22 protein-coding genes are annotated in these 23,560 nt (G+C 64.0%); 5 read left to right on the plus strand and 17 right to left on the minus strand.

The window, feature by feature from the left end; genetic code table 11:
* Positions 1–180: 180 nt before the first annotated feature.
* From AC07WT_RS02325 to AC07WT_RS02360, 8 genes are all read right to left on the minus strand, one after another.
* Positions 181–1,083 (minus strand): M48 family metallopeptidase, encoded by a 903-nt coding sequence (locus AC07WT_RS02325; protein WP_494945903.1) that lies wholly within the window; start codon positions 1,081–1,083, stop codon positions 181–183.
* Between the two features lie 44 nt (positions 1,084–1,127).
* Positions 1,128–1,886 (minus strand): lysophospholipid acyltransferase family protein, encoded by a 759-nt coding sequence (locus AC07WT_RS02330; protein ID WP_494945904.1) that lies wholly within the window; start codon positions 1,884–1,886, stop codon positions 1,128–1,130.
* Positions 1,887–1,926: 40 nt separating this feature from the next.
* On the minus strand, positions 1,927–2,481 hold the full coding sequence (gene gmhB, locus AC07WT_RS02335; RefSeq protein WP_494945905.1) for a D-glycero-beta-D-manno-heptose 1,7-bisphosphate 7-phosphatase: 555 nt from the start codon (positions 2,479–2,481) through the stop codon (positions 1,927–1,929).
* A gap of 10 nt (positions 2,482–2,491) precedes the next feature.
* Entirely contained in the window at positions 2,492–4,597 is a 2,106-nt protein-coding gene (gene glyS, locus AC07WT_RS02340; protein WP_494945906.1) for a glycine--tRNA ligase subunit beta, read from the minus strand.
* Between the two features lie 15 nt (positions 4,598–4,612).
* Entirely contained in the window at positions 4,613–5,620 is a 1,008-nt protein-coding gene (gene glyQ / locus AC07WT_RS02345; RefSeq protein WP_492595268.1) for a glycine--tRNA ligase subunit alpha, read from the minus strand.
* Between the two features lie 201 nt (positions 5,621–5,821).
* On the minus strand, positions 5,822–7,432 hold the full coding sequence (locus AC07WT_RS02350) for an FMN-binding glutamate synthase family protein (protein ID WP_494945907.1): 1,611 nt from the start codon (positions 7,430–7,432) through the stop codon (positions 5,822–5,824).
* 180 nt (positions 7,433–7,612) lie between these two features.
* The gene (gene mnmA / locus AC07WT_RS02355; RefSeq protein ID WP_494945908.1) at positions 7,613–8,806 is read right to left on the minus strand and encodes a tRNA 2-thiouridine(34) synthase MnmA; all 1,194 of its coding nucleotides are present in this window, start codon (positions 8,804–8,806) and stop codon (positions 7,613–7,615) included.
* 38 nt (positions 8,807–8,844) lie between these two features.
* Positions 8,845–9,339, minus strand: a complete 495-nt coding sequence (locus tag AC07WT_RS02360; protein ID WP_492595230.1) for an NUDIX hydrolase — start codon at positions 9,337–9,339, stop codon at positions 8,845–8,847.
* A 182-nt stretch (positions 9,340–9,521) separates the two neighbouring features.
* On the opposite strand from AC07WT_RS02360, the gene AC07WT_RS02365 reads away from it, so the two are divergent.
* The 3 genes from AC07WT_RS02365 to AC07WT_RS02375 all read left to right on the plus strand — a co-directional run bounded on the left by AC07WT_RS02365 (position 9,522) and on the right by AC07WT_RS02375 (position 12,637).
* Complete coding sequence (locus tag AC07WT_RS02365) at positions 9,522–10,673, plus strand: Re/Si-specific NAD(P)(+) transhydrogenase subunit alpha (RefSeq protein ID WP_494945909.1); 1,152 nt, start codon at positions 9,522–9,524, stop codon at positions 10,671–10,673.
* A gap of 168 nt (positions 10,674–10,841) precedes the next feature.
* Entirely contained in the window at positions 10,842–11,183 is a 342-nt protein-coding gene (locus AC07WT_RS02370) for an NAD(P) transhydrogenase subunit alpha part 2 (RefSeq protein ID WP_341313219.1), read from the plus strand.
* Entirely contained in the window at positions 11,183–12,637 is a 1,455-nt protein-coding gene (locus AC07WT_RS02375) for an NAD(P)(+) transhydrogenase (Re/Si-specific) subunit beta (RefSeq protein ID WP_492595227.1), read from the plus strand. Before AC07WT_RS02370 ends, AC07WT_RS02375 begins: the two co-directional genes overlap by 1 nt.
* A gap of 118 nt (positions 12,638–12,755) precedes the next feature.
* Here AC07WT_RS02375 and AC07WT_RS02380 read toward each other — a convergent pair whose 3' ends face one another.
* The 4 genes from AC07WT_RS02380 to AC07WT_RS02395 all read right to left on the minus strand — a co-directional run bounded on the left by AC07WT_RS02380 (position 12,756) and on the right by AC07WT_RS02395 (position 17,610).
* The gene (locus AC07WT_RS02380) at positions 12,756–13,496 is read right to left on the minus strand and encodes a helix-turn-helix transcriptional regulator (RefSeq protein ID WP_494945910.1); all 741 of its coding nucleotides are present in this window, start codon (positions 13,494–13,496) and stop codon (positions 12,756–12,758) included.
* 60 nt (positions 13,497–13,556) lie between these two features.
* Positions 13,557–13,940: a VOC family protein gene (locus tag AC07WT_RS02385; RefSeq protein ID WP_494945911.1), complete on the minus strand. Its 384-nt coding sequence runs from the start codon at positions 13,938–13,940 to the stop codon at positions 13,557–13,559.
* 196 nt (positions 13,941–14,136) lie between these two features.
* On the minus strand, positions 14,137–15,429 hold the full coding sequence (locus AC07WT_RS02390; RefSeq protein WP_492595224.1) for a THUMP domain-containing class I SAM-dependent RNA methyltransferase: 1,293 nt from the start codon (positions 15,427–15,429) through the stop codon (positions 14,137–14,139).
* A gap of 30 nt (positions 15,430–15,459) precedes the next feature.
* Positions 15,460–17,610, minus strand: a complete 2,151-nt coding sequence (locus tag AC07WT_RS02395; protein ID WP_494945912.1) for a site-specific recombinase — start codon at positions 17,608–17,610, stop codon at positions 15,460–15,462.
* Between AC07WT_RS02395 and AC07WT_RS02400 the strand changes: the two genes are divergently transcribed.
* On the plus strand, positions 17,551–18,027 hold the full coding sequence (locus tag AC07WT_RS02400; protein ID WP_494948458.1) for a hypothetical protein: 477 nt from the start codon (positions 17,551–17,553) through the stop codon (positions 18,025–18,027). The two genes, AC07WT_RS02395 and AC07WT_RS02400, sit on opposite strands and share 60 nt — an antisense overlap.
* 534 nt (positions 18,028–18,561) lie before the next feature.
* On the opposite strand, the gene AC07WT_RS02405 is transcribed toward AC07WT_RS02400, so the two are convergent.
* Genes AC07WT_RS02405 through AC07WT_RS02425 form a run of 5 tightly spaced genes read right to left on the minus strand, consistent with a single transcriptional unit; the run spans position 18,562 to position 22,594 of the window.
* The gene (locus AC07WT_RS02405) at positions 18,562–18,777 is read right to left on the minus strand and encodes a hypothetical protein (RefSeq protein ID WP_494945913.1); all 216 of its coding nucleotides are present in this window, start codon (positions 18,775–18,777) and stop codon (positions 18,562–18,564) included.
* Positions 18,778–18,786: 9 nt separating this feature from the next.
* Positions 18,787–19,557, minus strand: a complete 771-nt coding sequence (locus tag AC07WT_RS02410; protein ID WP_494945914.1) for a PqiC family protein — start codon at positions 19,555–19,557, stop codon at positions 18,787–18,789.
* Positions 19,554–21,212, minus strand: a complete 1,659-nt coding sequence (locus AC07WT_RS02415; protein WP_494945915.1) for a PqiB family protein — start codon at positions 21,210–21,212, stop codon at positions 19,554–19,556. The genes AC07WT_RS02410 and AC07WT_RS02415 overlap by 4 nt, the downstream gene beginning before the upstream one ends.
* A complete protein-coding gene (locus tag AC07WT_RS02420) occupies positions 21,205–21,855 on the minus strand; it encodes a paraquat-inducible protein A (protein WP_492594013.1) in 651 nt (216 codons plus the stop codon). Before AC07WT_RS02420 ends, AC07WT_RS02415 begins: the two co-directional genes overlap by 8 nt.
* 7 nt (positions 21,856–21,862) lie before the next feature.
* The gene (locus AC07WT_RS02425) at positions 21,863–22,594 is read right to left on the minus strand and encodes a paraquat-inducible protein A (protein ID WP_494945916.1); all 732 of its coding nucleotides are present in this window, start codon (positions 22,592–22,594) and stop codon (positions 21,863–21,865) included.
* Positions 22,595–22,998: 404 nt separating this feature from the next.
* On the opposite strand from AC07WT_RS02425, the gene AC07WT_RS02430 reads away from it, so the two are divergent.
* A complete protein-coding gene (locus AC07WT_RS02430) occupies positions 22,999–23,559 on the plus strand; it encodes a cytochrome b (protein WP_492594011.1) in 561 nt (186 codons plus the stop codon).
* Position 23,560 lies beyond the last annotated feature (1 nt).

Below are 23,560 nucleotides of genomic sequence, written 5' to 3' on the forward strand. Positions count from 1 at the left end.
AATGAGTATCGTGAATATCAACGCGATAGCGCGGGCAACGCAAACGTGCGGCGCTCGACTGCGGTGATGGACATCGACGCGCACGGCAAGGTGACGTGGCGCCATCTGCAGGAAACCTTCTGCACCGCGTGAGGCCGCGGGCTTCAGAAAGCCGGCGCTTCAATGCGGAGCGCCGGCGCATTAAAGCGTCGGCAGTAACTCCGGCGGATGCGACTTCAACGTCTGCCGCGCTTCGCGGAATTCCGGAAAAATCGATTCGACTGTTTGCCAGAAGCGCGGGCTGTGATTCATCTCGCGCAGATGCGCGAGTTCGTGTGCGACGACGTAATCGATGATCGACAGCGGGAAGTGAATCAGCCGCCAGTTCAGGCGGATCTTGCCGTCGCTCGAACAACTGCCCCAACGCGTCGCCGCTGAGGAGAGTGCATACGCGCGATAGTCGACGCCGAGCTTGTCCGCGTAGATCGCCAGCCGCTCACCGAACAGACGCTTCGCTTCGCCTTGCAGCCAGCCTTGCACGCGATCCTTGATCTGCTGCGGGTCGGCCTGCAACGGCAGAGGCAAAGCGAGCGCCGCTTCGTCCGCGTTGAACGCCAGAGTGCCTTGCGGCGAGCCGAGTTTCACTCGCACAGGCTGGCCGAGATACGGCACTTCCGCACCATCTTTCCAATCGACCTTCGGCAACGCGCGTTGCTCGACGCGCGTCTGCCATTCGATCAGCTTCGTAAAAATCCAGCGCTGCTTTTCGGTGATCGCCGTTTCGATATCGGCGAGCGTGACCCAGCGTGGTGCGGTAATCATCAGGCCGCTGCTGTCGATCGCAAAGCCGATCGAGCGGCGTGCCGAGCGCTTGAGCTGGTAGTGCAGCGTGCGCGAGCCGATCGTCAGGCAGCGCAGCTTGCTGCCGTCCGGTGCGAGCGGCACGACCGGCTGCTGCCCGGTCTGCGAGTCCGCCGGAGAGCCGGACAAAGGCGCGGACGGTGAAGGGGACGACGACGTCGAACCCGGCTCGACGAAGAGTGGGAGATCGAGTTGCCGGCTATCGAGCGCCGCAGCGGGCTGCGGCGTAGGAGACTTCTGCATCGGATTCGGCTTCGCGCAAATGCGCCTTCGAGGGCGCGGGCGCGTCAGATTGGTGCGGCGGCGGAGCTGCTTTCCGCCGCGCGGTACGCAGTAGGATCAATGCGACGCATTTCAGCTTCGATCCACTGTTCGACGCGCGTGTTCACTTCATCGGGCGTGAGCCCCGTCGTCTCGATCGGCTTGCCGATCGACACTGTGACTATACCCGCATATTTGAGAAACGAGTTGCGCGGCCACACACGTCCCGCGTTGTGCGCGATCGGCACGACTGGCGCGCCGGTGGCAATCGCAAAACGCGCACCGCCGGTTTTGTACTTGCCCTGCTTGCCGGTCGGCGTGCGCGTGCCTTCCGGAAACATGATGACCCACGCGCCTTCGGCCATGCGCGCCTTGCCTTGCTTGATGACCGATTCGAACGCGTACTTGCCTTCCTTGCGATCGATGTGAACCATCTTCAGCATGCCGAGCGCCCAGCCGAAGAACGGCACATACAGCAGCTCGCGCTTGAATACGTAGCACAGCGGCCGCGGCATCAGCGCCGGAAACGCCAGCGTTTCCCATGCCGATTGATGCTTCGACAGCAGCACGGCCGGACCGTCGGGCAGGTTCTCGTAGCCCTCGACGTGGTAGCGGATGCCGTTCAGCCAGCGCACCGTCTCGAGCGTGGCGCGGCACCAGCCGGCAGCCATCCAGTAGCGGCTGTCGGCGCGCATGAACGGAAACGCGATGAAGCACGCGATCGCGTACGGCACCGTGAACAGGACGAAGTAGATCAGCAGCAGCAAAGAACGAATGAAGCGCATCGGCGTGGTCAGTGAGGGGTGGGGACGCGCGCGCTGCGCGTCACGCGTGATGGTCGGAGAGGAAGTCGAGCGCGAACGCACGCAGGTCGTCGTGCACGCGTGTGCCGTCGGGCAGGCCGCCGGCCTCGAGCGTTTTGCGGCCCTTGCCGGTCAGCACCAGATGAGTCGGATGTCCGAGCGCCACACCCGCTTGCAGATCGCGCATCGCATCGCCGACCACCGGCGTATGCTCCGGCAAGACTTCGAAACGCTCGGCGATCATCTTCAGCATGCCGGGCTTCGGCTTACGGCATTCGCAATGGTCTTCCGCCGTGTGCGGGCAGAAGAACACCGCGTCGATGCGCCCGCCGACCGCCGCCGCCATGCGGTGCATTTTCAGATGCATCGCATTGAGCGCGTTCATGTCGAACAAACCGCGGCCGATGCCCGACTGGTTCGTCGCGACCGCGACGCGATAACCGGCCTGATTCAGCCGCGCGATCGCTTCGAGCGAGCCGGGCAGTGCGACCCATTCGTCCGGCGACTTGATGAACGCGTCGGAATCGACGTTGATCACGCCGTCGCGGTCGAGGATCACCACTTTCTTGATCGGCATGGCGCGGGGCTCAGGCAGCGAGTCGGGAAATGTCGGCGACGCAATTCATCTGCTGATGCAGCGTGCCGAGCAAGGCCAGACGGTTGGCGCGCAACGCTGGGTCTTCGGCGTTGACCATCACGTCGTTGAAGAACGTGTCGACCGGTTCGCGCAAGGCGGCGAGCGCCGTCAAGGCGCCCGTGTAGTCGCGTGCGGCGAGTTGCGACTGCACACGCGGCGTGACCTGTTCGAGCTGCGCGTGCAAGGCTTTTTCCGCCGTCTCGGTCAGCAGCGTGACCGAAACGCCGCCGGCCGTGACGCCGTCCGACTTCTTCAGGATGTTCGAAATGCGCTTATTGGCTGCCGCGAGCGATGCCGCTTCAGCCAGCGTCGCGAATTCGCGTACCGCATCGAGTCGCGCGACGATCTCGTCGAGGCGTGTCGGGTTCAGGGCCAGCACCGCGTCGATTTCGCCCACCGCATAGCCGCGTTCACGCAGCAAGCCGCGCAGACGGTCCATGCAGAACTCGTAGATCGCCGGTGTCGAATCGGCGACGTTCGGCACCGCGGCGAATTGCGCGTAAGCGGTGCGCAGCAGTTCGACCAGATCGACCGGCAACTGCTTTTCGACCAGAATCCGCAGCACGCCGAGCGCGTGACGGCGCAGCGCGAACGGATCTTTTTCGCCGGTGGGTTGCAGGCCGATGCCCCAGATGCCGACCAGCGTTTCGAGCTTGTCCGCCAGCGCGACGACCGTGCCGGTTGCGGTGGTGGGCAATGCGTCGCCGGAGAAACGCGGCTGGTAGTGTTCCGAGCATGCGAGCGCGACTTCTTCCGGCTCGCCGTCGTGGCGCGCGTAGTACGTGCCCATCGTGCCTTGCAGCTCGGGGAATTCGCCGACCATGTCGGTGATCAGATCGGCCTTGGCGAGACGCGCGGCGCGCTTCGCGAGCGCGACATCGGCGCCGGTCAGCGAGGCGATCGCGCCAGCCAGCGCTTCCACACGCTCGACGCGTTGCAGCGCCGAACCCAGCTTGTTGTGATACACGACGTTCGCGAGCTGCGGCACGCGCTCGGCGAGCGGCTTCTTCTTGTCCTGCTCGAAGAAGAACTTGGCGTCGGCCAGACGCGGACGCACCACGCGCTCATTGCCTTCGACGATATCGCCCGGCGTCGCCGTTTCGATATTCGACACGATCAGGAAGCGCGAGTGCAGCTTGCCGTTCGCATCCGTCAGCGCGAAGTATTTCTGGTTCGTCTGCATGGTGAGGATCAGGCATTCCTGCGGCACTTGCAGGAATTCGTCCTCGAAACGGCAGGCGTAGACCACCGGCCATTCGACCAGCGACGTCACTTCGTCCAGCAGCGATTCGGGCATCACCACCTGATCGCCGTTGGCTTGCGCGAGCAGTTGGGTGCGGATGGCTTCCTTGCGGTCGGCGAAATTCGCGACCACGCGGCCCTTGTGCATCAGCGTCTCGGCGTACGCTTCCGCGTGCTGGATCTGCACGAAGCCTTCGGACAGGAAGCGGTGGCCGAGCGTGGTGTCGTCGGCGTCGATGCCGAGTGCCGTGACCGGCACGACCTGGTCGCCATGCAGCACCGTCAGACGTTGCGCCGGGCGCACGAACTGGATATTGGTGTCGTCCGGACGCTGATACGTCATCACCTTCGGGATCGGCAGCTTCGAGACGGCGAGCGCTTCGTCGAGGGCGGATTGCAGGCCTTCGGCGAGCGTCGCGCCCGGTGCGGCATAGCGCAGGAAGAAGGCTTCGGCCTTGCCGTCCGGCGCGCGCTCCAGGTCGCTCACCGAAAAATCGGGGAAGCCGAGCGCGGCCAGTTTCTTGGCGAGCGGCGCGGTGGGCTGGCCGTCCTTGTCCAGTGCGACCGAAACCGGCAGCACTTTTTCGCGCACGTGTTTTTCCGGCGCAACTGCGCGCACATTCCTGATCGTGACCGCGAGGCGGCGCGGCGTCGCATAACGTTCGAACGACAGTTCGCCTTCGATCAGATCGCGCGCCGCGAGGCGCTGTGCAATGCCTTCGGCGAATGCGTCGCCGAGACGCGCGAGCGCTTTCGGCGGCAGTTCTTCGGTCAGCAGTTCGACGAGCAGGGTAGCTTGATGGGGATGAGTCATTTCTAGGTGTTCTCGTCAGTCCTGGTCGATCTTGCGTTCGACTTTCAGCGGCGGCGCCCATGCGGGCATCGCGGCATCCTGTGCGTCGGTCGTGAGGCCGGGCACGCCGTGCACCGGATTGCCGAGCATCGGGAAGCCGAGCTTTTCGCGCGAATCGTAATAAGCCTGCGCGACCAGCTTCGACAGCGCACGGATGCGGCCGATATACGCCGCGCGTTCCGTGACGGAAATCGCGCCGCGCGCGTCGAGCAGGTTGAAGGTATGGCCGGCCTTCAGCACGAGTTCATAGGCGGGCAGCGCGATCTGCGCTTCGATCATGCGCTTCGCTTCCGCTTCGTAGCTGTTGAAGATCGAGAACAGCAACTCGACGTTCGCGTACTCGAAGTTGTAGGTGGACTGTTCGACCTCGTTCTGGTGATACACGTCGCCGTAAGTCAGGCGCCGGAGTTCGGGGCCGTTCGGGCCTTGCTCTTCCCACTCGGTCCAGACCAGGTCGTAGACGTTTTCGACCTTCTGCAGGTACATCGCGAGACGTTCGAGACCGTAGGTGATTTCACCGAGCACCGGCCTGCAATCCAGTCCGCCGACCTGCTGGAAGTAGGTGAACTGGGTCACTTCCATGCCGTTCAGCCACACTTCCCAGCCGAGGCCCCACGCGCCGAGCGTCGGGTTTTCCCAGTCGTCCTCGACGAAGCGCACGTCGTTCTGCTTCAGGTCGAAGCCGAGCGCTTCGAGCGAGCCGAGGTACAGGTCGAGGATGTTTTCCGGCGCCGGCTTCAGCACCACCTGGTATTGATAGTAATGCTGCAGGCGGTTCGGGTTCTCGCCGTAGCGGCCGTCTTTGGGACGGCGCGACGGCTGTACATAGGCTGCTCGCCACGGTTCCGGACCGATCGCGCGCAGGAAGGTGTGGACGTGGGACGTGCCCGCGCCGACTTCCATGTCGATCGGCTGGAGCAACGCGCAACCCTGCTTATCCCAGTAGGACTGCAGTGTCAGGATGATTTGCTGAAACGTGAGCATGAAGTGCCTTTCGGGCATAGGGCCGCGCCGCAAAGCGCCGAAGCGCGCGGGGCGGCCGTGGAGCGAAGTGCTAAACCGTAGATTTTAACGGAAAGGGAGGGGGGTGTCCGTTTTGCGGCGGCAGACGAGCTTCGCGGTGATCCTCAAACGACGAAGACTTTGCGGCGATCGACCCGCTGGCCGATCGCCGCCACAACCGGATTACGTCGCGGCCAGGTCCATCTTCGGCGCAAACGAATCGCTGCGCGCCACCGGCCACCACTTCTCGTACAACGAATGACGATAGTTGCCGTTGAGCAGATCGTTCGGTTCGAGATACTTCAACAGCTCCGACATCAGCTGGACCTCATGCGACGACACGCGCCGCACGATGTGATGCGCGCGCAGTTCCGCCGGATGCTTCAGGCCCGCGGCCTGAATGATTTCCTTCAGCGCATGCAGCGTGTTGTGATGGAAGTTGAACACGCGCTCGGCCTTGTCCGGCACGACCAGCGCGCGCTGGCGCACCGGGTCCTGCGTCGCCACGCCGGTCGGGCAGCGGCCGGTGTGGCAGGTCTGCGCCTGGATGCAGCCGACCGCGAACATGAAGCCGCGCGCCGCGTTGACCCAGTCGGCGCCGATCGCCAGCGTCTTCGTGATGTCGAACGCGGTGATCATCTTGCCGCTCGCGCCGATGCGGATGCGCTGGCGCAAGCCGATGCCGACCAGCGTGTTGTGCACCAGCAGCAGTCCTTCCTGCAACGGCACGCCGACGTGATCGGTGAATTCCAGCGGCGCGGCGCCCGTGCCGCCTTCGGCGCCGTCGACCACGATGAAGTCCGGCAGGATACCCGTCTCCAGCATCGCCTTGGCGATGCCGAAAAATTCCCACGGATGCCCGATGCACAGCTTGAAGCCGGTCGGCTTGCCGCCGGAGAGCGTGCGCAAACGGTCGACGAATTCGAGCAGGCCGCGCGGCGTGGAGAACTCGGAGTGCGTGGCGGGCGAAATGCAATCGCGGCCCATCGGCACGCCCCGAGTCTCGGCGATCTCCGGCGTGATCTTCGCGGCCGGCAGCACGCCGCCGTGACCGGGCTTCGCGCCTTGCGAGAGCTTCACTTCGATCATCTTCACTTGCGGTTCGGCGGCCTGCTTCGCGAACTTCTCGGCGCTGAAGGTGCCGTCGTCGTTGCGGCAGCCGAAGTAGCCCGACGCGATTTCCCAGATGATGTCGCCGCCGTGCTCGCGGTGATATTTCGACATCGAACCTTCGCCGGTGTCGTGCGCGAAGTTGCCTTTCTTCGCGCCGAGGTTCAGCGCCATGATCGCGTTGGCCGACAGCGAGCCGAAGCTCATCGCGGACACGTTGAAAATCGACATCGAGTAAGGCTGCGCGCGGTCCGGTCCAACGACGATGCGAAAGTCGTGACCGTCGAGCGTGGTCGGTGCGAGCGAGTGGCTGATCCATTCGTGCGCGACGGCTTTGACGTCGAGTTCGGTGCCGTACGGGCGGCTGTCGACGTCGTTCTTGGCGCGCTGATAGACGATGCTGCGTTGCGCGCGCGAGAACGGTTTCTCGTCGGTATCGTCTTCGACGAAATACTGGCGGATTTCCGGCCGGATGAATTCGAACAGGAAACGGAAGTGCCCCCACAGCGGATAGTTGCGCAGAATCGCGTGGCGTTCCTGCGTCAGATCGAAGAGGCCGAGCGCGACCAGCGCCGCCGGCACGATGATCCAGAACCACGAAATGCGATGCGTCGCGGCGAGCGCCGCGCACACGGCGAACAGCGCGACTGCGCACCACATCGCCAGGTAACGTCGAGAAAACATGGGGACTCCAGTGCAGTGAAGGTCGTCACGGAGGGATCGCCGACGCTGTGGGCGCAGACGGAATCCGCCGCGAAAGAACAACAACTGCTTTTTTATGGTGAAGCCGCGGCTTGAAGATGAAGCTTGCGGGTGAAGCGCGTGCCGCGGCGGCGAGCGCCGCGGCACGGTAAAACTCCTTGTCTAGCGGGCGGTCAGCAGCGCCGCCTTTTGCGGCTGGCGCGCCGCCAGCTGGCCGGTCACCGCGTGCTCGATGATGCCGCCGCCCAGACAGACGTCGCCATCGTAGAGCACCGCCGATTGCCCCGGTGTGACAGCCCATTGCGCGGCATCGAAAGTCAGTTCGAACAGATCATCGGCGGCGCCTGCGGCCTCAGCCGCCGAGCTGGTCGTCGCCCCAGCCGCCGCACTAGCCGCCGCACTGAACGTGCAGGGCGCATCGGCTTGGCGATAGCGGGTTTTCGCGCCGCACGCGAAACCTTCAGCCGGCGGTTCGCCCGCGACCCAGCTCGTATTGCCGGCGGAGAGCGTATGGCTCAGCAGCCATGGATGATCGTGGCCTTGCGCGACATACAGCGTGTTTGACGGAATATCCTTGCCGGCCACGAACCACGGTTCGCCGCTGCCGTCCTTGCTGCCGCCGAGGCCGATGCCCTTGCGCTGGCCGAACGTGTAGAACGCGAGACCGATGTGTTCGCCGACCACTTTGCCGTCGGTGGTTTTCATCGGGCCGGGTTGAGTCGGCAGATAGCGGTTCAGGAAGTCGCGGAACGGCCGCTCGCCGATGAAGCAGATGCCGGTCGAATCTTTTTTCTTCGCATTCGGCAGGCCGATCTGTTCGGCGATTTCGCGCACTTTGGTTTTCGGAATCTCGCCGAGCGGAAACAGCGTCTTCGACAACTGCGCCTGATTCAGCCGATGCAGGAAGTACGACTGGTCTTTCGTGTGATCGAAGGCCTTCAGCAGTTCGAAGCGGCCGTTGTTCTCGCGCACGCGCGCATAGTGGCCGGTCGCGATGGTTTCCGCGCCGAGCGACATCGCGTGGTCGAGGAAGGCCTTGAACTTGATCTCGGCGTTGCACAGCACGTCCGGATTCGGCGTGCGGCCGGCCGAGTATTCGCGCAGGAATTCGGCGAACACGCGGTCCTTGTATTCGGCGGCGAAGTTGACCGCTTCGACGTCGATGCCGATCAGGTCCGCCACCGAGACGACGTCGATCCAGTCCTGCCGCGTCGAGCAGTACTCGCTGTCGTCGTCGTCTTCCCAGTTTTTCATGAACAGGCCGACCACGTCGTAGCCTTGTTCCTTCAGCAGCCACGCGGTGACCGACGAATCGACGCCGCCCGACATGCCTACTACGACTTTTTGCTTGCTCATAAGGTGCTCACTGCGTACTGCCTGACTTCATTGATCGGTTATTGGCCGCTCATTGGCCATTTGGGCCCGACCGAATGCGTGTGCACGAAGTCGAGCGGGAAACGCCGGCCCGCGAGGTAATCGTCGATACATTGCATGACGAGCGGCGTGCGATGCCGTTCGGGACATGCGCGCAATTCTTCGGCGCTCATCCACAGCGTGCGGACAATGTTGGGGTCGAGCGCGCGATCCGCTTGCTGCTCGCCGTTCTTGCCGCAATAGGTGAAGCGCAGATACGTAACGCCCTCGCTGCCGGGCCGCACGAAATGCGTCATATACATGCCCACCAGCGCCTCGGGCGTGAACGGATGGGCGGTTTCCTCGAGCGTTTCGCGGCTGACCGCATCCAGAAGCGTTTCACCCGCCTCCAGATGGCCGGCGGGCTGGTTCAGGCGCAGGCCGTCGACGGTATGTTCCTCGACCACCAGAAAGCGCCCGTCACACTCGACGATAGCCGCGACGGTGACGTGCGGCGTCCAGGTTTCCGGTTTCATGGGTGCGCATTTTACCGTTTATGGGATCGCGCTGCCGGGAAGCGGCCAGGACCCCCGGATTGTCCCCGATTTCGGCGCACCCCCCAGTTTCGGTTAAAGTGACGCGTTAGCCGTGGCAATTGCAAGCCGGCGTGCCTCGTCGGCGGATCTGTCGTAAAACAGGAAGTCGAGGAGGAACAACGATGCACATCGGAGTGCCAGCCGAGACGCGCGCGCACGAAACCCGCGTCGCCGCGACGCCCGAAACGGTCAAGAAGTATGTGACCCAGGGCCATCGGGTCACGATCCAGAGCGGCGCCGGCACCGGCGCCAGCTTCCCTGACGATGCCTTTACAGCCGCCGGAGCGGAAGTCGTCGATGCGGCTACCGCTTTCGGCGCGGATCTCGTCCTCAAAGTCCAGTCTCCCACCGATGCCGAGCTGCCGCTTCTGAAGCGCGGCGCGACGCTGGTCGGCATGCTCGATCCTTTCAACGCCGAAAACGCGCTGAAACTCGCCGCGGCCGGCGTCACCGCGTTCGCGCTCGAAGCCGCGCCGCGCACCACGCGCGCGCAGAGCCTCGACGTGCTGTCGTCGCAGGCGAACATCGCCGGCTACAAGGCGGTGCTGCTGGCGGCCACGCTTTACCCGCGTTTCATGCCGATGCTGATGACGGCCGCCGGTACGGTGAAAGCTGCGCGCGTGCTGATTCTCGGCGCGGGCGTGGCCGGCTTGCAGGCGATCGCGACCGCCAAGCGCCTGGGCGCCGTGATCGAAGCCTCCGACGTGCGTCCAGCGGTGAAGGAGCAGATCGAATCGCTCGGCGCCAAATTTCTCGACGTGCCCTATGAAACCGACGAGGAGCGCGAAGCCGCGCAGGGCGTCGGCGGCTATGCGCGGCCGATGCCGCCAGGCTGGCTGCAACGCCAGTCGGCGCTGGTGCACGAGCGCGCCAGGCAGGCCGACGTGGTGATCTCCACCGCCTTGATCCCGGGCCGCGCCGCGCCGACGCTGATCTCGGTCGAAACCGTGCAGGCGATGAAACCCGGCTCGGTGCTGGTTGACCTGGCGGCAGGTCGCGGCGCCGGGGTTGACGGCAGCGAAGGCCGGCGCGGCGGCAACTGTCCGCTGACCGAAGCGGACCAGGTCGTGGTCAAACACGGCGTGACGATCGTCGGCCACACGAATCTGGCCTCGATGGTGCCCGCCGACGCGTCGTCCCTGTACGCACGCAACCTGCTCGACTTCCTCAAGCTGATCATCACCAAGGAAGGCGCCCTGAACATCGATCTCGCGGACGACATCGTCGCGGCCACGCTGCTGGCCCGCGACGGCGAAGTCGCGCGCAAGGCATAAAGCGAACCACATGGGACCGGAGTAAGTGCTTTGCATGGGACCAGAGTAAGCGCTAAAGCGCTAACTCTGATCGACAGCTAAAGCGCTAACTCCGGCCGACAGCGATAGGACTGCATGGGACCGGAGTAAGCGCTAAAGCGCTAACTCCGGCCGACATAGGAGAAGGCAATGGAAGTCATCAACCACACCGTCATCAACCTGATCATCTTCGTGCTGGCGATCTACGTCGGCTACCACGTCGTCTGGAACGTCACCCCCGCGCTGCACACGCCGCTGATGGCCGTGACCAACGCGATTTCGGCGATCGTGATCGTCGGCGCGATGCTGGCGACGGGTCTCACGCTGGGCACGCCGGGCAAGTTCTTCGGCACGCTCGCCGTCGCGCTGGCGGCGGTCAACGTGTTCGGCGGCTTTCTCGTCACCCGGCGAATGCTGGAGATGTTCCGCAAGAAAGAGCCGAAGAAGCTCCCCGCTGACAAGGCACAATCCACGACCAGGGAGAACGCGTAATGAGTCTGAACGTCGTCACGCTGCTTTATCTGGTCGCGTCGGTCTGCTTCATCCAGGCGCTCAAGGGGCTGTCGAATCCGAAGACGGCGCGCACCGGCAACACCTTCGGCATGGTCGGGATGGCGATCGCGATCCTCACGACCCTCGTGCTGATCACCAAACAGGCTGCCGCGCTCGGCTCGAATCTCGGCCTGGGGCTCGGCCTGCTGCTGGTCGCGCTGGTGATCGGCGGCGCGGTCGGCGCGTTCGTCGCCGCGCGCGTCGAGATGACCAAGATGCCGGAACTGGTCGCGGCGATGCACTCGCTGATCGGTCTCGCCGCCGTGTGCATCGCGTACGCGGTGGTGTCGGAGCCGTCAGCGTTCGGCCTCGTCGATCCCGAGAATCCGGTGCCGGGTTTCCTGCCCTACGGTAACCGCGTCGAGCTGTTCATCGGCACGTTCGTCGGCGCGATCACGTTCTCCGGCTCGGTGATCGCGTTCGGCAAGCTGTCGGGCAAGTACAAGTTCCGGCTCTTCCAGGGCGCGCCGGTCGTGTATGCGGGACAGCATCTGATCAACCTGATGCTGGCGATCGCGATGCTCGGCTTCGGCGCGATCTTCTTCCTGACGCAGTCGTGGCTGCCGTTCGTCATCATGACGGCGATCGCGTTCGCGCTCGGCGTGCTGATCATCATCCCGATCGGCGGCGCGGATATGCCGGTGGTGGTGTCGATGCTCAATTCGTATTCGGGCTGGGCGGCGGCGGGCATCGGCTTCTCGCTGAACAATCCGATGCTCATCATCGCGGGTTCGCTGGTCGGCTCGTCGGGTGCGATCCTGTCGTACATCATGTGCCGCGCGATGAACCGGTCGTTCTTCAACGTGATTCTCGGCGGCTTCGGCAACGAACCGGGCGCGGCCGCGGCGGGTGGGTCGGCGGAACAGCGTCCGGTGAAAGCCGGTTCGGCCGACGATGCGTCGTTCATGCTCGGCAACGCCGAAACCGTGGTGATCGTGCCGGGCTACGGCCTCGCGGTGGCGCGTGCGCAGCATGCGTTGAAGGAACTCACCGACAAGCTGGTCGAGAAGGGCATCGAGGTGAAATACGCGATTCACCCGGTGGCCGGGCGGATGCCGGGCCACATGAACGTGCTGCTCGCCGAAGCCGAAGTGCCGTACGACATGGTGTTCGAAATGGATGACATCAACGGCGAGTTCGGCCAGGTCGACGTGGTGCTGGTGCTCGGCGCGAACGACGTGGTGAATCCGGCGGCGAAGAACGATCCGAAGTCGCCGATCGCGGGCATGCCGATCATCGAGGCGTACAAGGCGCGTACCGTCATCGTGAATAAACGCTCGATGGCCGCGGGTTATGCGGGCCTCGACAACGACCTGTTCTACATGGACAAGACGATGATGGTGTTCGGCGATGCGAAGAAGGTGATCGAGGATATGGTGAAGTCGGTGGAGTAACGCGCCTCGGCGCCTCGGCGTCCTGGCGGATCACGGCCTGCGAGGTGGCGGGCCGCGATCCGCTTTTGTGCGGGCCAACTGCACGCGTGAAGCGTGGCGGCCGCTGCAAGAAAAATCCTTATCGCGGCTTCGCGCGTACATGCCGCAACAGATCCGCCAGCCGCCTGCCTTCCTGGTCCGGATACTGTTCGAGCAACTGGAGATTCTGGATCTTCTCCAGACCGAAATTCCGGAAGTCGCTACGTAATTCGCACCACGCGCCCAGCGTCCAGCGCGCGCCCCAATAGGCGAGCGCCAGCGGCCACACGCGCCGCTCGGTGGCCGCGCCGTTCACGTCGGTGTAGGCGAAGCTCGCCACCTGGCGGCCGTCGATCGCTCGATGCAGCGCATCCACCTTCGCGGAAAAATCCCCTTTGATGTGAAACGACGGCGCGAAGATCGCCAGCCGTTCGAGCGTCGCGCGTTTGTCGGCGGGCATCGCCGAGGCGATCTTCGCCAACGCGCCGCGCGCGCCGCTCGCAAAGCCGGCGCCGCCCCACGACTCGAGCATTCGCGCGCCGGCCGCGAGCGCGGCCAGTTCGTCGGCGGTGAAGGTGAGCGGCGGCAAGCTCGCCGCGCGGCTCAGCCGGTAGCCAATACCGGCTTCGCCTTCGATCGGCACGCCGGAGAGTTGCAGATCGCGCACGTCGCGATAGACCGTGCGCAGCGAGATGTTGAGCCAGTCGGCGAGTTGTTGCGCGGTGGTCAGACGCCGGCCGCGCAGCAGTTCGGCGATCTGGAACAGGCGGTCGGCGCGGCGCGTCATCGTGGGCGTCTTGTAGAAAAGAACGGGGACAGTCCCACGATGATAGCGCTGCATGCCGTGCTCCGGTCGGCATTCGGATCGGCTGACGATTGACCGCTGTCGCCGCCGGGCCGTTTAACCGTGGGTCCGCGAATGCAGACCCAGGCGGTTGCCTTCCGTATCGGTGAAGAACGCGATGTAGCCAATGTCCTGCGGCAGCTTGATCACCGGTCCGTCCACCTTGCCGCCGGCCTGTTCGACGCGGGCGAGCGTGGCGTCGACGGTCGGTTGCGCGTTCAGGTAGACGAGCACGCCGTCGTCGGTCGGCGTCATCGACGGGCTGTGGACGATTGCGCCGCCGGTGGCCGGTTCCTCGTAGCCGAAGATCGCGATCGGCTGGCCGCCGAGCTCCTGGCGATTCAGTTTGACGTCGAGCGCGGTTTCATAAAACCGAACGGCGCGATCGAAATCGACCGACGGAATCTCGAACCATGCAACAACTTTGGATGATGCGGACATGTCACTCTCCTAGGGATGGCGGGTAAGCCGTGCAAAGCGCCGGATGGCGTGAGAGGGAGTGTGCAGGGGGGCTGCTGACAGCGTAGTGTCAGTAGGGCGTGGCGGAAGCGCGAATAGACGCGGGCCCGCTCAGACGAAAAAAAGCCGCGGACCTTTTGGGTCCGCGGCTTCTCACAAAGGCTGTTGCGCTACCGGCTCAAGCCGCCGGCGTATCGTTCTGCGGCCGTTGCCGGACGCTGCCCGCAATCAGGTCGAAGCGGAACAGCCGGCATTCGAGCGCGCCATTGAAGAGCGGCGTTTTGGTCGACTCGCGCAGACGCAACTGGCCAGGCAGCTTGCGATCCGACGTGAGAATGAACGCGTGCCAGCCGGTGAAGCGCTGTTTCAGCGCGTCGCCGAACGACTGGAAAAATTCGCTGTCCGGCGCTTCTTCCTGGGCGCGGCGGAAACCGTCGTCTTCGCGGCCTTCACGATTGCCGCGGCCTTCGCGGACTTCGCCGCGCGCGTTGCGGCCACGCACTTCGATCCGCTCGCCATACGGCGGATTCGCGACGAGAATGCCCGGCTCCGGCGACGGCGCGGTCATGCCGCGCGCGTCGACCTGTTTGAGCGGAATGGACGGCAGGCCGGCGCGCTGGAAGTTCGCACGTGCCTTGTCCAGCATGTCGCCGGAAATGTCGCTGCCGAAAATCTGCAGATCGGCGCGCGAACTGCGGGCGGCGTGCTTCGCATCCAGCGCGGCGGCCTTCAGCGTTTGCCACGTCTTCGCTTCGTATTGCTTGAGCTTTTCGAAGCCGAAGCGGCGTTCGGCTCCCGGCGCGATATTCAGCGCGACCTGCGCGGCTTCCGCGAGGAACGTGCCGCTGCCGCACATCGGGTCGTACAGCGGCGTGCCGGCGGTCCAGCCGGTCAGACGCAGGATGCCCGCCGCGAGGTTCTCGCGCAGCGGCGCCGCGCCCTTGTCGAGACGCCAGCCGCGCTTGAAGAGCGGGTCGCCGGAGGTGTCGAGGTAGAGCGTGCAATCGGTGGCGGTCAGGAACGCGAAGACGCGCACGTCGGGCATGCCGGTGTCGATGCTCGGACGCGCGCCGCTGACTTCGCGCAGACGGTCGCAGATCGCGTCCTTGACGCGCAGCGTCGCGAATTCGAGGCTGCGCAGCGGCGATTTGATCGCCGTGACGTCCACGCGCAGCGTTTCGTTTGCGGAGAACCACTGTTCCCAACGCTGTTCGAGCGCGAGCGCGTAGATGTCCTGCTCGCTGCGGTACGGGCGATGCGCGATTTTCAGCAGTACGCGGCTCGCGAGGCGCGAATGCAGGTTGGCGGCCATGCCGGCAGCCCAGCCCCCGCGGAAGTGCACGCCGCCCGGCACTTGTGCGCCGGCCGTGAACGGCGCGCCGTTCAGATGCTTCGCGGCAATTTCGGCGAGTTCGGCGGCGAGCGAGGCTTCAAGTCCGCGCGGACAGGGAAGGAAGAAATCGAAGGACATTGAGGTTGCCGGAAGGCGTTGGATAAGGCGCTATTGTACGCGGTCGAGGTGAGGCGCCCGGGCGCGCACCGGCCACACCAGTTCGAGCGGACGCTGGAACACGCGCTGCCAGATCGCGCCGCGCAGCGAGCGCACCGTATTGCGCCGCAAATCGCGCGATTTCACCGCCATGTAGAAGGCAAGCGCGAAGCTCACGGCCACGTTCAGGATCGCCATGCTGCCGACGCCCGCGACCGCCCACCACAGCTCCGGCAACTTCAACGCGTCTTTGCCGAGCACGCCGAGCGCGACGCCGATCGAGCCGGCGCTGAGCGTGACGTGGCGCACTTCAAAAGCGAACGCGAAGGCGGTGAGGATCGCGGGCACGAGACCGAGCATCAGGCCGAGCGTGATATTGCCCGCGACGCCTGCCACGTTCGAGCGGCAGAACTGCGCGAGACGGGCGGCGCCGGCCGCACCGAGCGTCATGCGCAGCCGCCGGTTGTAGGCGAGCGCATCGGCCACGCGATGCAGGACGAACCAGTTATCCGCCCAGCCTGCGAGCAGGCTCGATGACCAGAGCAGCACGCCGGTCAGCGCCGCGTAGAACGGCGTCGGCCCGAGCAGCGCGAACGAATGCAATGTAGCGTGAGCTTTCTCCGGCGAAATGAGGTTGGCGTGGAACAGCATGTGCCACAGCAATTGCACGCCGAGGCACACGGGGAACACCAGCAGAACGTTGCCGAGCACGGCTGCTGCTTGCGTGCGGATCAGCGCGGTCACCGAACTCACGAAGCTGTCCACGCCTGCAGGCGTGCCGGTCCCGTCGAGTTCGCGGGCGAGGGTGGGCGCCGTCATCGCCGGCTGCTTGGTGGCGAGCGAGAAGTGCAGGAAGTGCATCAGCAGGAAGCTGGCGGCGTAGTTGATGCCGGCCAGCAGGCCTTCGAACATCGATTGCAGATGCGCGCCGGTGATCGCGAACTTCACGCACACCGTGACGACGGTGACGAGTCCGCCGCCGGCTGCCATGCGCAGCATCTTCAGGTACTCGGCGCGATCGCGCGCGATGTAGTGCTCGCCGGTGTCGGCGCTGTATTCGACGACCTTGCGCGCGAGCAGCGAGAAATTGCTGCGCACCAGGTGGGCGACGCTTTGGCTCGCATGATTCGCGTTCACCAGCTCGGCAGTCAGACGCGCGCCGGCGTGCGGATCGTCCTGTGCCATCCATGCGTTGAGCAGAAGCTCGGCGCGCACGATGCGCATGCGCATCCGCTCGACCTGGAACACGATATCGACGCTGACGCCGTTGCGATAGAGGTGTGCGAAGACGTTGTCGGTGGCGCTGCGGCATTCATCGAGCAGCAGCCGCAGATAGTTGACCTCATGCAGCAGCTTGTCTTGCGGCGCGCCTTCGACGACGGCCTGATGCGCGGCTTCGACTGCGAGCATCGCGCGTGTGAGCCCGTAGAAAGGCTGCTTTTCCATGGCGACGCGCACATCGCCGGCATCGCGGACGTCGACTTCGCCGAGGCGGCTGCGTACGGTTTGCGACAGGCCGGTCGAGCTGATCTGGCAGGTGAGGTTGTGCAGCGCGGCCAGCAGGTCGAGTGAGAGCGGCGTGGTTTCGCGCGGCTCGTTTTCGTCTTGCTCGTAGTCGAAGAGGGCGCGGATGCGGGTGAGCAGATCGGTGGGGGTGGCGTCGATCCACTGCGCGTCGCGCTCGGAGTTGAACATCAGCCTGACGATCGCGGTGAGATCGCGCCGGTTGGGCGCGGGCGGAATCAGCGAAGCCTCGAACCGTTCGAACAGCGCGCCGAAGAAGCCTGAGTGGACCGGCATGCCTGCATCGCAGAGGAGCGAGAGGCTGTCGCTTTCGCGCAGCAGCGCGCGGAGGATGCCGGCGACGTTTGCCTTCCACGCGGGGTTGCGGTCGAGGACGTTGAGCAGGTAACGGATTCGGGTGTGCGCTGGGATCGAGCGCGAATCGGAGGCGGCGTCAGAAGCGGTGCCGGATGCGGTGCTGGATGCGGCCGGCTGCACGGCGCCCCCGCGGTGGATCCAATGCGCGAGTTCTATCAGCCACTCGCTGCGGTCAGGGTAAGGCGCGGTCTTGTCAGCGATCGCTAGCAGCGCATCTAGCTGGTGGCCGCTGTCGCGGGAAGCGCGCCATTTTTTTATGAATCTTTGGATAGAAGTGAACATTCTTTTTTGCCTGCGGCGCTCTGGTGGTCGTTAGATGGAAGGATATGGCATGTTATTTTTCTTCTGGTTGAGGTTTTGCATAATTTTTCTGATTTGCCTTTGGCGGCGGCAATTTGTGGCTTGCATGCAGTGGTCTTGATTTTTTTGCCTTCGCGGCGCTTCTTGTGTCTGTTTGCCTACGGCGTTGGTCTTGGCTTTTTTGCCTGTGCGGCGCTTTCTGGTTGTGTTTTTTCCTACGGCAGTGCCTTTCGCTGTTCTGACTTCTTTGGCCTTTCCTTGTTTTCTTTGTGGTCTATTAGCTTTCCCCCTGTGCGGGGGAGCACCTACTTTTCTTTGTCCCCCAAGGGGACTTCCTTCGGGGCGCCGGCCGCAAAGAAAAGTAGGCAAAAGAAAGCGGCTTCACACCGCAAGTACTAAGCGGGCACCTCTATGATCGACGGGGAGTGGAGGCCACCTGATCTGTGCCAGTGCACCTTCACGCCCTGGTGACAAGGCAGTCATCCACCCCTTCTCGCGCTGCGCGCTCGCCGGAAAGGTACTTCATCCAACCACCCACTACGTTTGGCGCCCGCGTTTTGCGCGGGGCGTAGCTCGCCATTTCACGCGTAGGCGCAGCGCCGTTACGCTCAAGTTCTGCTCAACACAGCAATCCAGATCTGCACCCCGCCGAGGCGAAGCCGATGGCCCCTGCTCGCGCAAAACGAAGCGGGAGGTTTGGGATGGACCTTGCCGGCGAGCGCGCAGCGCGAGAAGGGGTGGATGACTGCTTTGTCACAGGCATTCATGGACCACGGTGTGGTCCGGCAGGTTTCCACTACCGGTGGCTGACCGAGGTGCCCGCTTCAGAATTAGCGGTTTGAGCCGCTTTCTTTTGCCTACTTTTCTTTGCGGCCGGCAAAGAAAAGTAGGTGCTCCCCCGCACAGGGGGAAAGCTAATAGACCAATACCAAATCAAGGAAAGGCCAACGCCGCAGGCAGCACGAACATAAGCGCCGCGTAGGCAAAAATCAAGAAAGGACCACTGCCGCAGACACACAGAACAATGCCACCGCCAAAGGCAAAAAAACCAAGACCAACGCCGTAGGCAAACAGACACAAGAAGCGCCGCGTAGGCAAAAAAATCAAGACCACTGCATGCAAACCACAAAATGCCGCCGCCAAAGGCAAAAGAAAACCTTAACCAGTAGTGCCAACAACAGAAGGACAAGTAGGCACAGCCGGAGCAACAACAGTCCCCTTGCCAGTGGAACTGGCCTTCCCCTGCGAGGCAGAAGCAGCCATCACCTTCACCCCAGCAGCAATCTGCAAAGAAATCTGCTGCAATGCCAACCGATGCCCATTAACCAGAGCGTCATAGCCGCCGCCAACCGGCTCACTAACAACACTCCGGCAAGTCATCACAGCTGTACTGCGTACGGCCCGTACGCTCCAGACAGCGTCGATCAACGCATGCGCCCCAGGCCATGACTCGAACCGTTGCACATTCATGCTGACCCGATAGACAGGCACGGTATCCGGATAAGCGGTGCCATACACGTCGATCGTGCCCAACTGCTGCGTGAGGCCAGTCGACAACGCACGACGAATCTCATCGCCGGGCAGCGAGGCCCAACGCTCCTGCTCCAGCACCTGGACCTGCGTTGGTCCCGTCTGCACGACGAACTGAGTCTTGGCCACTTGAGACGGCACGTCGATCGGCGCGACTTCGATCAGCCACGCCGGCGCCGCCGAAGTCCGCGCGCTAACCGGCGCTGCAGCAGAAGCAGCAGAAGCAGCAGAAGCAGCAGAAGCAGCAGAAGCAGCAGAAGCACCACCATCGCTGAGCGTATAAAACCGGCTAGCCGGCGACGAACACGCCGCCATCGCCACCAGTCCGGCCAGAGCGCCAACATAAGCAGCGCCGCGCACGAGCCCGCGCGGCGGGCGGGGGAGCCGGGCAAACATCATGGTTTATCTCCTGATTTACCGCGCAACAGCGATTCCGGATGACGCTCCAGATAGTCCGACAGCGCATTCAACGACTGCAACGTGCGCGTCAATTCCTGCAACGCCTGATGAACATCCGACTGCAACGGCGAATCCTGCTGCAAGGCCGCCTCGGCCGAACCGAAGGTCTGCTTCGCCGCCGCCAGAGTGTCGCGCGCCTGCGGCACGACTTCCTTGTCGAGCCGCGCGAACAGCTGGTCGGCGTTCTTCAGCGCGCTGTTCAGGTTCGTCCCGATCTGGTCGAACGGCACCTTGTCGAGCTTCTTCGCAATATCGGCGACTTGCAGTTGCAGTTCGTCGAGCGTGTTCGGAATCGTCGGCAACTCGAGCGGATCGCCCGTCACGTCGACCGTGGCCGGCGGCGCCTTCGGGAAAATATCCAGCGCCACGTACAACTGGCTCGTGATCAGGTTGCCGGTACGCAACTGGCCACGCAGACCATGCTTGACGAGCTGTTGCAACAAGTTCTGCCCAGCCAGCGTGCCCGGCGTCGGCGCCGATTCGCGGAAGCGCCTGCCGAGGCGGTCGGGGTACAGGTTCATCGTCACCGGCATCGTGAAGGTACGCGTCTTCGGATCGTAGTCGATGCCGATGTTGGTCACCTGGCCGAGCACGATGCCGCGGAAATCGACCGGCGCGCCAACGGATAGCCCGCGCAGCGACTGGTTGAAGTTCATCACCACGCGTAACGGCACGCCGTCCGGTTCGCGCATCGCGTCCGTTTCGTCGGAGCCGAGGCGGAAGGTCGTGTTGTTCGGCGCCTGCGCGCCCACGCCCTGGCCCGCCGGCGACTGGAACGACAGGCCGCCGACGATCACGGTCGCGAGCGACTGGGTGTTCAGCTTGAAGCCGCTCGAATCGAGCCGCAAGTCGACGCCGCTCGCATGCCACCAGCGCGAGTTGGTGCCGACGTACTGGTCGAACGGCGCAGCCACGAACACCTGCATCGTCACGCCGGTGCCGTCCTTGTCGAGCGAGAAACCGACCACCTGGCCGACCTGCACGCGCCGGTAGAAAATCGGCGAGCCGATGTCGATCGAGCCGAGCGAATCGCCGCGCAGGATGAACTGATGGCCTTTCTGGCCGCCGGTAATGGGCGGCGGCGTTTCGAGCCCGACGAAGCGCGACTCGCTGTCCGGCGAATGGCCGGCGTCCGCGCCGATGTACGCGCCCGACAGCAGTGTGCTGAGCCCCGACACACCGCTCGCGCCGATCCGCGGCCGCACCACCCAGAAGCGCGAATCTTTCACCGCGAAGTCTTCAGCTTCCTTCGTAAGCAGTACCTGGACCAGCACGTGCGACAGATCCTTCGACAGCATGATGGTCTTCACCGAGCCGACGTCGACGTCCTTGTACTTGACCTTGGTCTTGCCGGGCTCGAGCCCTTCGGCGCTGACGAAACTGATGGTGATGGTCGGGCCTCTTTCGGTCACCGACTTGATCACGAGCGCGACGCCGATCAGCGCGGCGATCAGCGGAATCACCCAGACCAGCGAAGGCAGCCAGCGGCTGTTCGGCTCAATGTCGGGGTCTGGCAATTGGGGCGGTAGCCTGGGTCCGTTCGAATCGTTGCGCGGCGCATCGGAGGCGGGCGTCGGTCCTTGCGGGCTAGTCATGATCGAAGTCCTGAGGTTTTTGAGTACGGCCTTCCACGTTGTCCCAGATGAGCCGTGGATCGAATTGCATGGATGCCATCATGGTCAGAATCACCACCGAACCGAAGGCAATGGCGCCCGGTCCGGCTGTGATCACGGCCAGCGACTTGAAGCGCACCAGCGCGACTGTCAGCGTGACGACGAACACGTCGAGCATCGACCAGCGCCCGATCCGTTCGACCATCCGGTACAGCGTGGTGCGCTGCTCCGGCCGCCAGCGCGAACCGCGCTGCGCCGTGACGGTGAGCAGCACCAGCACGCTGAGCTTGAGCATCGGCACCATGATGCTGGCGACGAACACGATCACCGCTAACGGCCAGTCGCCCGAGGTCCAGAAATAGACGACGCCGCTCATGATGGTGTCGTCTTCGGACCCGAGCAGCGACGAGGTGTGCATCACCGGCAGCAGATTCGCCGGAATATACAGCAAGGCCGCCGCGATCAATAGCGCCCAGGTGCGCATCAGGCTGTCGGGATTGCGCCGGTGCAGCACCGCGCCGCAACGGCTGCAATGCTGCGGCGTGACGGAGCGGATACGCGGCTCGACGCGTCCGCACGCATGGCAGGCGACCAGGCCCGCGCGCTTCGCAGTGACGTATTTCATCGTGCGCTCATTCCTGATGCGGCGCCGGTGGCGCATCGGCCTGGCCCGTGGAGGGCGCGGGCGGCTCCTCCGCGATATTGACGGCGGCCGCCGCGCTATCGGCCTCGGTGCGCGGCAGCGGGCGCCGCTTGTGGCCGTTCATTTCGTCGGCGAGATCCCACAGAATGCGCGGGTCGAAGGTGACGACCACCGCGAACATCAGCGTCAACGCGCCGAACGCGAACAGCGCCGCTTCGGGAATCACGCGCGCGAGACTCACCATCTTCACAATCGTGATCAGCACGCCGAGCATGAACACTTCGATCATGCCCCATGGGCGCACGAATTGAATCGCGCGCAACACCCGGTTGAAGGCGGGCGGCACATACCCGGCGCGCAGCGGGATCAGCACGTAGAGCAGCGCGACCAGTTCGGTCAGCGGAAACAGGATGGTCGAACAGAACACCATGATCGCGACGATCTGCATGTCCTCGGTCCATAGCGCGACGAGCGCGCCGAACAGCGTGGTCTGCGAGGTGATGCCGTTGGTTTCCAGTTCGACGATCGGGAATCCCTGGGCGATCAGAAAGGTGATCAGCGCGCCGAGGGTCATCGCGCAGATGCTGTCGAGCTTGCGGGAGACGCCGCTGTAGAGCGTCGCGCCGCAGCGCGGACAGCGCGCGACCGTACGACCGACAAGCCGTGGCTTGCGGAACAGCGTATCGCACTCATGGCACGCGATCAGGTTGTCATGTTCCATACGGCACAAGGGCTAACGACGTGAGGGGAGGCCTGCAATGCCGGTTGTTAAGGGCGAGTCTGGCGAAAATGTGGAGCCATAGTACCAAACGCGCCTGGCCGCCGCGCTCAATGCGGCTGTGAGCCAGGCTGCGCGGGCATTTGAATCTGTCTTACAGGAAATCTGATTTGGCTCTGACAGCTTCAGGCCCTCATTGTTCAATGCCGGCCTCGTTGGATGAAAATGGGTGGCGACGGTCTGTTCCATACGACGGCAGCCAGCTTTTTCCGCTTGGGGTAGCATGGCGGCCTTGGCGTGTGCCGCGACCCCCCTCGTTAAATTGCATGGCCCGATCCAGGCTGCACAGACATCGGGGAATAGCAGGGCCGGCTGCGCCGTTAACCTCTCTCTAGCGTTGACCTGTCATGGCACTCAATCCTTCTTTCGGTGGCCGGGAGTCGTACACGCGGACCGCCATCGCCTTCCACTGGCTGATCGCGTTGCTGATCGTGTGCGGCTTCGCGCTCGGTTGGGTGATGACGGGCATCCCAGGCTTCACGCCGACCAAGCTGCGCTACTTTTCCTGGCACAAGTGGATCGGCGTGACAGTGTTCGTGCTCGCCGTGCTGCGCATTCTGTGGCGCGCCATATATGGCGCGCCGCCGATGCCGCGCCGCATGCCGGCCTGGCAGCGCGCCGCCGCGCATCTCACGCATCTGCTGCTGTACGTGCTGATGATCGTGATTCCCGTATCGGGCTATCTGTATAGCTCCGCGGCCAATGTGCCGGTGGTGTACCTCGGGCTGATCCCGCTGCCGCGCCTGATCGCACCGGACCCGCATCTCAAGGAACTGTTGAAGAGCGTGCATATCGTGCTGAACTACACGCTTCTCGTACTGGTCGCACTGCATGTGGCGGCGGCGCTCAAGCATCAATGGCTGGACCGCGACGGCCTGTTGTCGCGCATGCTCCCTTTCATCAAATAAG

This window comes from Paraburkholderia sp. GW821-FHT02A12, from assembly GCF_059422005.1.